The organism is Streptomyces sp. NPDC006332, assembly GCF_040612855.1.
GTDB lineage: Bacteria > Actinomycetota > Actinomycetes > Streptomycetales > Streptomycetaceae > Streptomyces.
In genome coordinates, this window is record NZ_JBEXRA010000027.1 from 110,433 (window position 1) to 123,109 (window position 12,677).

Here is a 12,677-nt window from a genome sequence, read left to right on the forward strand (position 1 = left end):
CGCCGTGTTCAACATGTTCGAGGAACTGTTCGCACCCGGCCGCAAGCACACCCACGACGAGCAGAACCGGCTGGAACTCACCCGGGAGGACGTCGGGGACGGCGATCCCGGGCGCGGGCCGATAGACCTCACCTCCGGGAAGGTCCTCGTACGGCCGCCGAAGCCGGACGAGGATCCCTCCGCGCAGGACTGAGCGCCCGGGCCGGGGCAGGCCTCAGCTGACCTGTATCTCAAGGATCCGGTCGTCGCCGTCCTTCGGGTCTCCGCGGCCGTCCGTGTTGCTGGTCACCAGCCACAGCTTGTCGCCGCCCGCCGCGACCACCGTGCGCAGCCGGCCGTACTCGCCCTGGAGGAAGGCCCGCGGGTCGGCCGAGGCCGCCGTGCCCTTGAGGGGAACGCGCCACAGACGCTGGCCCTTCAGACCCGCCATCCAGACGGAACCCTCGGCGTAGGCGATGCCGCTGGGGGAGGCGTCGTCCGTGCGCCACTGGGACACCGGGTTCTGGAACTCGGAGCTGTCCGACCTGCCCTCCGCGTCCGGCCAGCCGTAGTTCCCGCCGGGCTTGATCGCGTTCAGTTCGTCCCAGGTGTCCTGACCGAACTCGGAGGCGAACAGGCGCTGCTTGGAATCCCAGGCGAGCCCCTGCACATTGCGGTGACCGTACGAGTACACGGGGGAGTCCGGGAAGGGGTTGCCCGGCGCCGGTTCGCCCTCCGGTGTCATCCTGAGGATCTTGCCGCCCAGGGACTTGGTGTCCTGGGACAGACCGGTGTCCCCGCTTTCGCCGGTGCCCGCGTACAGCATCCGGTCCGGGCCGAAGGCGATCCGGCCGCCGTTGTGGATCACGCCCTTGGGGATGCCCTTGAAGATCGTGTCCGGCGCGCCCAGTTGCTCGCCGGACGGCTTCTTCTCGTCGTACAGCATGCGGACGACGCGGTTGTCCGAGGCCGAGGTGAAGTAGGCGTAGACCATGTGGTCCGAGGCGTAGTCCGGGGAGATCGCGATGCCCAGCAGGCCGCCCTCGCCCGCCGGGGAGACTCCCGGCACCTCGCCGAGACCGGTCTTCTTGCCCGACTGCCCGTCGACCCGGGTGATCGTGCCCTCGTCGCGGGACGAGACGAGCAGGTCGCCGTCCGGGAGCCGGGCCAGGCCCCAGGGGGTGTCGAGGCCTTCCGTGACGGTACGGACCACCTTCACCGACCCCTTGGCCGGCGGCGCTGTCTCCGCGGGACCCCGGGAGGGCGACGCCTCCGAGGCCGTACTGCTCGGAGGGGCGCTGTCGGCGCCTGCCGACGGTCCTCCGTCGCCTCCGTCGTCGGACGAGCATCCGGCCGTCAGCAGGAGAGCGGCTGCGGCCAACACGGCCGACCCAGCTCGATGTTGCACGATGTGGTCCCTTCGACGGCGGTCTCGCTCCAGCTTCTCCTTGTCAAACCCCGCTCGCGTCTCGTGGGTTCCCCGGAGGTGCCGGGCGACGCGGAGCAGGCGCAATTTCGCGGACCTCCTAGTCCCAGGATCCCTGCGCCCGTGGCAGCCCCGCCACCTCCGCCAGGTCCTGTGCCGTCAGCCGCAGGGTCGCCGCCCGTGCGTTGTCCGTCACCCAGCGCTCCTGCTTGGCGCCGGGCACCGGGACCACATGTCTGGCCTGGGTCAGGACCCAGGCCAGAGCCACCTGGGCCGGGGTGACGTCCGGGCCGTGGCGGCGGGCCACCCGGCGCAGGCCGGCCACGATCGGCTGGTTCGCGGCCATCATCTCGGCGGTGAAACGGGGATGGCGGGCCCGCACGTCGTCCCGTTCGAAGCCCTCACCGGGAGTGAGCGTGCCGGTCAGGAAGCCGTTGCCGAGCGGCATCGCGGCCAGGAAACCGATGCCGCGGGCCTCGCACCACGGCAGCAGCGACCGCGTCGCCTCCGGCGACCACACCGACAGCTCCGCCTGCACCGCGCTCACCGGGAAGACCTGCTGCACTCTCCGCAGCTGCCGCAGCGTCGCGTCGTGCAGACCGACTCCGGACCGGCGGCCCTCGCGCGCACCCACCGCGCACAGACCCAACGCCCGCACCTTTCCGGCCCGGACGAGGTCAGCCATCGCACCCCAGGTCTCCTCGACCGGAACCTCGGGGTCCGCCCGGTGCAGCTGGTAGAGGTCTATGACGTCGGTCTGCAGTCGGCGCAGGGAGGCGTCGCAGGCCCGTCTCACATAACCCGGGCGGCCGTTGGCCACGATGTGCTGCTCGCCCACCAGCAGACCGACCTTGGTCGACACGAAGGCGTCCTGGCGCCGTTCCTTCAGCGCCCGTCCGATCAGCAGCTCGTTGGTGAACGGGCCGTACATGTCGGCCGTGTCCAGGAGCGTCGAGCCCAGGTCCAGCGCCCGGTGCACGGCCCTGATCGACTCCTCGCCGCGCTGCCGTGACCCGCTGTACGCCCAGCTCATCGGCATGCACCCGAGTCCGACGGCTCCCACCGCGAGCGCCGCCGCGCCGATCGTCCTGCGCTCCACCTGCTCGTGACCCTCCCTCTCCTGGCCTCCAACCTAACCTCTGCGCTGCCGCGTCCCTGACATAGCCTCCTGAGCATGACTGCTGCTGACGTGTGGCTCCCCGTCCCGCCGGACGAGATCGAAGGACTCCCCGAGAGCCTGAACTACCGCTTCTGGAACGGCGAGGAGGACTTTCCCGCCGACCCCGCCGACTGCGTGTACTACGTGGTCCCCTACATGAAGCCCGCCGAGGTCGTCCTGCGGCCCGTCCCGCGCCTGAGTTCCGTGCAGGTCGTGCAGACCTTGTCGGCCGGTACCGACGCCGTCGAGCCGGGCCTCAAACACCTGCGCCCCGGCGTGCGGTTGTGCAATGCCCGCGGGGTGCACGAGGCGAGCACGGCCGAACTCGCGCTCACGCTGACCCTCGCCTCGCTGCGCGGCGTACCGGGCTTCGTCCGCGCCCAGGACCTGGGGGAGTGGCGCGGCGGGTTCCGGCCCGCGCTGGCGGACCGGAACGTCCTCATCGTGGGATACGGCTCGATCGGATCGGCGATCGAGGACCGGCTCGTTCCGTTCGAGGTAGCGCGTGTGGCGCGCGTCGCGCGCTCCCAGCGCACCACGGCGCGCGGACCCGTGCACCCACTCACCGACCTCCCCTCCCTGTTGCCGGAGGCGGACGTCGTGATCCTTTCCACACCGCTCAGCGAGACCACCCGCCACCTGGTGGACGCCGGCTTCCTGGCCCGTATGAAGGACGGCGCGCTGCTGGTCAACGTGGCCCGCGGCCCCGTCGTCGACACCAAGGCACTGCTCGCCGAACTGGACAGCGGGCGCCTCACCGCCGCCCTCGACGTCACCGACCCCGAGCCGCTGCCCCCGGGCCACCCCCTGTGGCACGCGCCCGGCGTGCTCATCAGCCCCCATGTCGGGGGGCCCACGTCGGCGTTCCTGCCCCGCGCCAAGCGGCTCCTGGTGGACCAGTTGAACCGGTTCGTGAACCGGGAGCCGCTGCGCAACGTGATCCTCACGACGGGCGCGACCGGCGCCTGACGCCCACGGCCCGAGCCCCAGGCGCGCGATCCGCGCGACGGGCGCGACAGGCGCACAGTCCGGTTCCGGTACCCTCCGCAATCTTCCGGACGCGGTGGGTACCCGCATCCCCGCTGGTCGTCACGGAGCGTAGAGGAACTATGTCCCTGAGTGACGAGACTGGTGTATCGTCCCGACAGGGGCTGCGCCGTGCACCGTTCGGCGCCGGGGATGGATTGCAGACTGTGAGGGGGGCGACGGGCGATGCACGGCCTATGGACGAACGATCCGACGCGGCGGGGCCGCCGGCGACGACCCTGGAACAGGGCAGCACGCGGTCACCACGGCAGCCGTCACGACGGCCACGCCGGACCCCACAGCCACCGCCGCCACGGCCATCTCCATCACAGCGATCGTCATCGCGGCCACCACCGCGGGCACAGCAGCCGCGACAGGCACGCGCACCCAGCGCACCGGGACCCGAGGGGCCCCTGGGCGGCGCGGATCGGGAGGGCCCGGTGAGCTCGCCCCTGTCTTCCACGACCACCCTCGACTCGGCGCCGCAGGTCCGGCGCGTGCCCGGGGCGTCACCGACCCGTCCTCCGGTTTGCCGCGGCGGATCGAGCGCGGCCCGCCAACTCCTCCTGGCCCTGGTGTGCGCGGGATACGCCCTCGGTTCCGCGCTCGGCTGGGGCTCGCGCGAGGCCGCCCTGATCATGGGTGACTTCGGGCTGAGCGCCGCCGCGGGCGCCGGGGCCGTCTCCTGCTTCCTCTACGCCCGCAGCCACCGGGTCCGCTTTCGATGCGCGTGGCTGCTGTTCGCCCTCTCCTCGACGATGGCGGCCCTGGGCAACCTGGTCTGGGGGTGGTACGAGGTCGTCCTCGGTGTCGAGGTGCCCAGCCCCAGCTACGCCGACCTGTTCTTCCTGTGCTTCGCGCCGCCCGCCATCGTGGGCCTGCTGGTGCTCGCCAAGCGGCCGGCCACCAAGGCCGGTTGGGTCTGCCTCGGCCTGGACGCCTGGCTGATCGGCGGCTCCCTGCTCACGCTGTCCTGGAGCCTCGCCCTCGCGCAGGCGGCCAGGTCCGAGGGATCGAGCGTGTCGCACGCCGCGCTCTCGCTCGCCTATCCGCTGCTGGACATCGCCCTGGTCAGCATGGTGCTCGCCCTGCACTTCAGGCGCTCGTCGGTGAACCGTACGGCGGTCAACACCGCGATCGGGGCGCTCGCCCTGACCGTGATGTGCGACGCGCTGTTCACCTCGCCCCTGCTGCATCACACCTACCGCTCCGGCCAGCTGCTCGACGCGGGCTGGTTCGCCGGCTCGCTGCTCCTCGCGTACGCCCCCTGGGCCGCGTCGGGGTCCGGAGCCGACGCCGACCGGGTGGCCCCGGCCGGGGGTACCCGAGTGGTGCGCGAACACCTGCCCGGACACCGTCCCGGCCCGCACCACCACCCGGCCGCGCAGGGAGCCGACCACAGCCGGTACCCGACCGCCCGGCCCATCGCCGGCTCCCTGGCCGCCCTCACGCCCTACCTCGCCGCCGCCGTCTGCACCCTGGGGATCCTCTACAACGTCCTCAACGGCCGCAGCGTCGACCGCGTGGTGCTGCTCACCGGCGGCACGGTGGTGCTCGCCCTCGTGGTGCGCCAGGGCATCATGCTGCTCGACAACATCACCCTCACCCAGGAACTGGCGCAGCAGGAGAACCACTTCCGCTCCCTGGTGCAGGGCTCCAGCGACGTCATCATGATCGCCGCACCCAACGGCATCCTGCGCTACGTCTCCCCGGCCGCCGCCGGGGTGTACGGGCGGCCGGCCGAGGAGCTCGTCGGCACGGAACTGGCCGGACTCATCCACCCGGAGGATCTGGGCTGCGTGGTGCACGAGGTGCGCCGCTTCCTTGCCGCCAGCCCCTTGGAGGAACCCACCACCCGCATCGAATGCCGTTTCCGGTCCGGTGAGGGGGGCTGGCTCAACGTCGAGTCCACGGTCAACCGTCACCAGGGCGGCCTCATCTTCAACAGCCGGGACGTGACCGAGAGGGTCCGACTGCAGGCGCAGCTCCAGCACAACGCCGAGCACGACCCGCTGACCGACCTGCCCAACCGTGCCCTGTTCACCCGACGCGTCCAGCAGGCCGTGTCCGGCCGCCGCTCCTCGGACCGGGGGGCCGCGCTGCGCGGCACGGCCGTCCTCTTCATCGACCTGGACGGCTTCAAGGCCGTCAACGACACGATCGGGCACCAGGCCGGCGACGAGCTGCTGGTCCAGGCCGCCCGCAGGCTCCAGGACGCCGTCCGGCACGGGGACACCGCGTCCAGGCTCGGCGGCGACGAGTTCGCGGCCCTGATCGTCGGTGACGGAACCCGTGACCGCTCCGCCCGCGAAGGTCACATCCTGGAGCTCGCCGACCGCCTCCGCACCAAGCTCGCGCAACCGTTCTTCATCGACGGCAACGATGTCCGGGTGAACGCCTCCATCGGCGTGGCCTTCGCCGAACCCGGCCTCGGCGCGGGCGAACTGCTGCGCAACGCGGACCTCGCGATGTACCGCGCCAAGGCGGGCGGCAAGGGCCGAGTCGAGCTGTACGCCCCACAGATGCAGCAGGACGTCGTACGGAAGGCGGAGCTGGCCACGCGTCTGCGGGCGGCGCTGCACGACGGCGAGTTCACGCTGCTGCACCAGCCGGTGGTGTGCCTTCAGGACGGCCGGATCACATCGGTCTCCGCCCAGGCGCGCTGGCGTTCCTCCCAAGGCGTGCTGTTCACGCCCGCCGAGTTCCTGCGGGTGGCCGAGGACAGCGACAAGACCGCCGAACTGGGGCGCTGGATGCTGGAGGAGGCCGTCGAGCAGGCGGCCGAGCGAGCGGCTGCCGGGCTGTCCGTGCCGGTGGCGGTACGAATGAGCGCGCGCCGGCTGCTGGACCGCTCGATGCCGCCCGGCTCGACGGAGGCCCTGCTGACCCGGCACGCGCTGCCGTCCGGGTCCCTGGTGATCGAGCTGTCCGACATCGACCCCCGGGTCTGTCTGGACGAGCTGGAGCGCCGGCTGAGTGCGTTGCGCAGGCTCGGGGTCCGGATCGCCCTGGACGGTTTCGGAAGCGGATACGCGGCCATCACCGCCCTTCGGCGACTCCCCGTCGACGTGCTCAGGCTGGACCGCGGTCTGGTCGAGGGTGTCGTCGAGTCCGCGCGGCTGCACAAGATCACCAGTGGGCTGCTGCGGATCGCCGGGGATCTCGGGCTGCAGTCCGTGGCGGACGGCGTGGACCTGCCGGAGCAGGTCGTGGCGCTGCGCGCGATGGGCTGCACCCACGGGCAGGGCAAGGCGTTCTCGGGTCCGCTGGACGAGCACCGGCTGCGCCGGGCGCTGAGTTCCGGCCACTGCCCGGTGCCGCACGGCCCGGCCGAGCCCGCGTTCGCGGGCGGCGGTGCGGGGGTGTACACCCAAGGCGTGACGGCGGTGCTCGGCAGCGGTACGGTCCTCCGCTCACATAATGAGACTCCTGTCCCACCCACTTGACAGTGGGTGCGTGCCGGGGGGAGGGTCAGTGCCATGCGCACCCGAATTCTCGTACTTGGAAAGCGCGTCGGCTGACGCTGGTGACCTCCGGACGGACCCGGAACTCCCAGCGACCCCACCCGGCGCGCTCCCCTCGCTTGCCTTATGGCACGAGGGGTTTTTTGTTGCACAGGCGCCTTCCGTGCAGCAGCCGAAAATCGCACAAACTTCGCAAAAACCCTCAGCATCGAGAAGAGAATGCCGATGACCGAGCAGGCCAACGGGGCCCATCACCCGCAGCCGCGGCCCCGTTCCGGAGGACAGCAGTCCGCACCCGAGCACGTCACGGGTGCGCAGTCCCTCATCCGCTCTCTCGAGGAGGTCGGGGCCGACACGGTATTCGGCATTCCCGGCGGTGCGATCCTTCCCGCGTACGACCCCCTGATGGACTCCACCCGGGTGCGTCACGTCCTGGTCCGCCACGAGCAGGGCGCGGGGCACGCGGCCACCGGTTACGCGCAGGCCACCGGCAAGGTGGGCGTCTGCATGGCGACCTCCGGCCCCGGCGCGACCAACCTGGTGACGCCGATCGCGGACGCCCACATGGACTCGGTGCCGCTCGTGGCGATCACCGGCCAGGTGGCCTCCAAGGCGATCGGCACGGACGCCTTCCAGGAGGCGGACATCGTCGGCATCACGATGCCGATCACCAAGCACAACTTCCTGGTCACCAAGGCCGAGGACATCCCCCGGGTGATCGCGCAGGCGTTCCACATCGCCGCCACCGGCCGGCCCGGCCCGGTCCTGGTCGACATCGCCAAGGACGCCCTCCAGGCGCAGACGACCTTCTCCTGGCCCCCGGTCATGGACCTGCCCGGCTACCGCCCGGTGACCAAGCCGCACGCCAAGCAGATCCGCGAGGCCGCCAAGCTGATCACCGCCGCGCAGCGGCCCGTCCTGTACGTCGGCGGCGGCGTCCTGAAGGCCAAGGCCACCGCCGAGCTGAAGGTCCTCGCCGAACTCACCGGAGCGCCCGTCACCACCACCCTGATGGCGCTCGGCGCATTCCCCGACAGTCACGAGCTGCACGTGGGAATGCCGGGCATGCACGGTGCGGTCACCGCCGTCACCGCGCTGCAGAAGGCCGACCTGATCGTCGCCCTCGGAGCCCGCTTCGACGACCGCGTCACCGGCAAGCTGGACAGCTTCGCCCCGCACGCCAGGATCGTCCACGCCGACATCGACCCGGCCGAGATCGGCAAGAACCGTGCCGCGGACGTGCCGATCGTCGGTGACGCCCGCGAGGTGATCGCGGACCTGGTCCAGGCCGTGCAGAAGGAGCACAGCGAGGGCCACCGGGGCGACTACAGCGCCTGGTGGAAGGACCTCAACCGGTGGCGCGAGAACTATCCCCTGGGCTACGACCAGCCGGCGGACGGGTCCCTCTCCCCGCAGCAGGTCATCGAGCGCATCGGCCAACTCGCCCCGGACGGCACGATCTTCGCCGCGGGCGTCGGTCAGCACCAGATGTGGGCCGCCCACTACGTCCAGTACGAGAACCCGGCGACCTGGCTGAACTCCGGCGGCGCGGGAACGATGGGCTACGCGGTCCCGGCCGCGATGGGTGCCAAGGCCGGCGCGCCCGGACAGACCGTCTGGGCGATCGACGGCGACGGCTGCTTCCAGATGACCAATCAGGAGCTCACCACCTGCGCCCTGAACAACATCCCGATCAAGGTCGCCATCATCAACAACGGCGCCCTCGGGATGGTTCGCCAGTGGCAGACCCTCTTCTACAACCAGCGCTACTCCAACACCGTGCTGCACAGCGGCCCGGGGGCGGACGGCAAGCAGCCCAGCGCGGGCACCCGGGTCCCCGACTTCGTGAAGCTGTCGGAGGCCATGGGCTGCTACGCGATCCGCTGCGAGTCGCCGGACGACCTCGACAAGGCCATCGAAGAGGCGAACTCGATCAACGACCGCCCGGTCGTCGTGGACTTCATCGTCCACGAGGACGCGATGGTGTGGCCGATGGTCGCCGCCGGCACCTCCAACGACGAGATCATGGCCGCCCGGGACGTCCGCCCCGACTTCGGCGACAACGAAGACGACTGAGCGAGAGAGACCCAAGAGACATGTCCAAGCACACGCTCTCCGTCCTGGTGGAGAACACCCCGGGCATCCTGGCCCGGATCGCCGCCCTGTTCTCCCGTCGCGGCTTCAACATCGACTCGCTCGCCGTCGGTGTCACCGAGCACCCCGACATCTCCCGCATCACCATCGTGGTGAGCGTCGTCGACGAGCTGCCGCTTGAGCAGGTGACGAAGCAGCTCAACAAGCTCGTCAACGTGCTCAAGATCGTCGAGCTGGAGCCCGGCTCGGCCGTCCAGCGTGAACTCGTTCTGGTGAAGGTGCGCGCCGACAACGAGACGCGCTCCCAGATCGTCGAGATCGTCCACCTCTTCCGAGCCAAGACCGTGGACGTCTCCCCGGAGGCCGTCACCATCGAGGCCACCGGCTCCAGCGACAAGCTGGAAGCCATGCTGAAGATGCTCGAGCCGTACGGCATCAAGGAACTAGTGCAGTCCGGCACCATTGCGATCGGACGCGGGGCCCGTTCGATCACGGACCGGTCGCTGCGCGCCCTGGACCGGTCGGCGTAAGACATCGGAGACGGGCGGTCGGTTTCGTCGGCCGCCCGTATACCGAGACCCCGAAACTTCCCTTCCGCCCTCCGTCATACGGTGGGACGCAACACCTGCACACCAAGGAGAGAACCCAAAGTGGCCGAGCTGTTCTACGACGCCGACGCCGACCTGTCCATCATCCAGGGCCGCAAGGTCGCGGTCATCGGTTACGGCAGCCAGGGCCACGCCCACGCGCTGTCGCTCCGTGACTCGGGTGTCGACGTGCGTGTCGGCCTGCACGAGGGCTCCAAGTCCAAGGCGAAGGCCGAGGAGCAGGGCCTGCGCGTGGTGAGCCCTTCGGAGGCCGCCGCCGAGGCCGACGTCATCATGATCCTCGTCCCGGACCCGATCCAGGGCCAGGTCTACGAGGAGCACATCAAGGACAACCTGAAGGACGGCGACGCGCTGTTCTTCGGTCACGGCCTGAACATCCGCTTCGGCTTCATCAAGCCCCCGGCCGGCGTCGACGTCTGCATGGTCGCCCCGAAGGGCCCGGGTCACCTGGTCCGTCGCCAGTACGAGGAGGGGCGCGGCGTTCCCTGCATCGCGGCCGTCGAGCAGGACGCCACCGGCAGCGCCTTCGCGCTGGCCCTGTCCTACGCAAAGGGCATCGGCGGCACCCGCGCCGGCGTCATCAAGACGACCTTCACCGAGGAGACCGAGACCGACCTGTTCGGTGAGCAGGCCGTCCTGTGCGGTGGCACCGCGGCTCTGGTCAAGGCCGGCTTCGAGACCCTGACCGAGGCGGGCTACCAGCCGGAGATCGCCTACTTCGAGTGCCTGCACGAGCTGAAGCTGATCGTCGACCTCATGTACGAGGGCGGCCTGGAGAAGATGCGCTGGTCGATCTCCGAGACCGCCGAGTGGGGCGACTACGTCACCGGCCCCCGGATCATCACCGACGCCACCAAGGCCGAGATGAAGAAGGTCCTCGCCGAGATCCAGGACGGCACCTTCGCCCAGGCCTGGATGGACGAGTACCACGGCGGTCTGAAGAAGTACAACGAGTACAAGACCCAGGACTCCGAGCACCTGCTGGAGACCACCGGCAAGGAGCTGCGCAAGCTCATGAGCTGGGTGAACGACGAAGAGGCGTAACACTGGGTGAGGCGGGGCCGCCTTTTCTCGTCCGAGTGATCCTTTCTCGGGCGGCGTGAGACGGCCCCCGCCCCGCCACTACACTGCCGTACTACATACGCGTCAGGCCCACAGCGTCGTGCGTCTTCCACGCGGCTAGCACCCTCCACCGCCTGCGGCCGTCGGGACGGCCGTCCGCACGCAATGGACTTGTGAGGACTCACGTGAGCTCGAAACCTGTCGTACTCATCGCTGAAGAGCTGTCGCCCGCGACTGTCGACGCGCTCGGTCCGGACTTCGACATCCGGCACTGCAACGGCGCCGACCGGGCCGAGCTGCTGCCCGCCATCGCTGATGTCGACGCGATCCTGATCCGTTCGGCCACCAAGGTCGACGCGGAGGCCGTCGCCGCCGCGAACAAGCTGAAGGTCGTCGCACGAGCCGGCGTCGGCCTGGACAACGTCGACGTCTCCGCCGCCACCAAGGCCGGCGTGATGGTCGTCAACGCCCCCACCTCCAACATCGTGACCGCCGCCGAGCTGGCCTGCGGTCTGCTGCTCGCCACCGCGCGCCACATTCCGCAGGCCAACACCGCGCTGAAGAACGGCGAGTGGAAGCGCAGCAAGTACACCGGTGTGGAGCTCGCGGAGAAGACCCTGGGCGTGGTCGGCCTCGGCCGTATCGGTGCCCTCGTCGCCCAGCGCATGTCCGCCTTCGGCATGAAGGTCGTCGCGTACGACCCCTACGTCCAGCCTGCCCGGGCCGCGCAGATGGGCGTGAAGGTCCTCTCCCTCGACGAGCTGCTCGAGGTCGCCGACTTCATCACCGTGCACCTGCCGAAGACCCCCGAGACCCTGGGGCTCATCGGTGACGAGGCGCTGCACAAGGTCAAGCCGTCGGTGCGGATCGTCAACGCCGCGCGTGGCGGCATCGTCGACGAGGAGGCGCTGTACTCCGCCCTCAAGGAGGGCCGGGTCGCCGGTGCCGGTCTCGACGTGTACGCCAAGGAGCCCTGCACGGACTCCCCGCTCTTCGAGCTCGACCAGGTGGTGTGCACCCCGCACCTCGGCGCGTCGACCGACGAGGCGCAGGAGAAGGCCGGCATCGCCGTCGCCAGGTCGGTACGGCTCGCCCTCGCCGGTGAGCTGGTCCCGGACGCGGTGAACGTCCAGGGCGGTGTCATCGCCGAGGACGTCAAGCCCGGCCTGCCGCTCGCCGAGCGCCTCGGCCGCATCTTCACCGCGCTCGCGGGCGAGGTCGCGGTCCGCCTCGACGTCGAGGTGTACGGCGAGATCACCCAGCACGACGTGAAGGTGCTGGAGCTGTCCGCCCTCAAGGGTGTCTTCGAGGACGTCGTCGACGAGACGGTGTCGTACGTGAACGCCCCGCTGTTCGCGCAGGAGCGCGGCGTCGAGGTTCGGCTGACCACCAGCTCGGAGTCGAACGACCACCGCAACGTCGTCACCGTGCGCGGCACGCTCGGCAACGGCGAGGAGGTGTCGGTCTCCGGCACGCTGGCCGGCCCGAAGCACCTGCAGAAGATCGTCGCGGTCGGTGACTACGACGTCGACCTCGCGCTCGCCGACCACATGGTGGTGCTGAGCTACGAGGACCGGCCCGGTGTCGTCGGCACGGTCGGCAAGATCTTCGGCGAGGGCGGGATCAACATCGCCGGTATGCAGGTCGCCCGGTCGACGGCCGGTGGCGAGGCGCTTGCGGTGCTGACCGTCGACGACGCGGTGCCCGCCGGTGTGCTGGCGGAGGTCGCGGAGGAGATCGGGGCGACGTCCGCGCGTGCGGTGAATCTCGTCTGAGGGGTTTGTCGCCGTGGCCCGCTGGCACGAGGGCGTACTGGAGGTCGTCGACGCCAACCAGGGCAGCGCCTACATCGGCAGATG

The 12,677-nt window shown here is 70.3% G+C and carries 9 protein-coding genes; 7 read left to right on the plus strand and 2 right to left on the minus strand.

All coding sequences use genetic code 11. The features are described 5' to 3' along the window. The first annotated feature begins 4 nt into the window (after window positions 1-4). Window positions 5-193, plus strand: coding sequence for a DUF6191 domain-containing protein (locus ABZ027_RS24145; RefSeq protein ID WP_356771638.1), 189 nt, complete (start codon window positions 5-7; stop codon window positions 191-193). Window positions 194-214: 21 nt separating this feature from the next. Here the strand turns inward: ABZ027_RS24145 and ABZ027_RS24150 are convergent, their stop codons facing one another. Together ABZ027_RS24150 and ABZ027_RS24155 are read right to left on the minus strand one after the other, a co-directional pair. Then, a complete protein-coding gene (locus ABZ027_RS24150; RefSeq protein WP_356771640.1) occupies window positions 215-1,387 on the minus strand; it encodes a PQQ-dependent sugar dehydrogenase in 1,173 nt (390 codons plus the stop codon). A 118-nt stretch (window positions 1,388-1,505) separates the two neighbouring features. Beyond that, entirely contained in the window at window positions 1,506-2,504 is a 999-nt protein-coding gene (locus ABZ027_RS24155) for an aldo/keto reductase (protein WP_356771642.1), read from the minus strand. 75 nt (window positions 2,505-2,579) lie between these two features. Between ABZ027_RS24155 and ABZ027_RS24160 the strand changes: the two genes are divergently transcribed. From ABZ027_RS24160 to serA, 6 genes are all read left to right on the plus strand, one after another. Continuing rightward, window positions 2,580-3,533 carry a 2-hydroxyacid dehydrogenase gene (locus ABZ027_RS24160; RefSeq protein ID WP_356771644.1) on the plus strand — a complete coding sequence of 318 codons (954 nt, stop codon included), beginning with the start codon at window positions 2,580-2,582 and terminating at the stop codon, window positions 3,531-3,533. A 497-nt stretch (window positions 3,534-4,030) separates the two neighbouring features. Next, window positions 4,031-7,036 (plus strand): EAL domain-containing protein, encoded by a 3,006-nt coding sequence (locus tag ABZ027_RS24165; RefSeq protein ID WP_356771646.1) that lies wholly within the window; start codon window positions 4,031-4,033, stop codon window positions 7,034-7,036. A 237-nt stretch (window positions 7,037-7,273) separates the two neighbouring features. After that, window positions 7,274-9,130 carry an acetolactate synthase large subunit gene (locus tag ABZ027_RS24170; RefSeq protein WP_356771648.1) on the plus strand — a complete coding sequence of 619 codons (1,857 nt, stop codon included), beginning with the start codon at window positions 7,274-7,276 and terminating at the stop codon, window positions 9,128-9,130. Between the two features lie 20 nt (window positions 9,131-9,150). Then, the gene (gene ilvN, locus ABZ027_RS24175; RefSeq protein WP_356771651.1) at window positions 9,151-9,678 is read left to right on the plus strand and encodes an acetolactate synthase small subunit; all 528 of its coding nucleotides are present in this window, start codon (window positions 9,151-9,153) and stop codon (window positions 9,676-9,678) included. A 120-nt stretch (window positions 9,679-9,798) separates the two neighbouring features. Beyond that, complete coding sequence (gene ilvC / locus ABZ027_RS24180; RefSeq protein WP_356771653.1) at window positions 9,799-10,800, plus strand: ketol-acid reductoisomerase; 1,002 nt, start codon at window positions 9,799-9,801, stop codon at window positions 10,798-10,800. Between the two features lie 203 nt (window positions 10,801-11,003). Next, window positions 11,004-12,593: a phosphoglycerate dehydrogenase gene (gene serA, locus ABZ027_RS24185; protein WP_356771655.1), complete on the plus strand. Its 1,590-nt coding sequence runs from the start codon at window positions 11,004-11,006 to the stop codon at window positions 12,591-12,593. Window positions 12,594-12,677 lie beyond the last annotated feature (84 nt).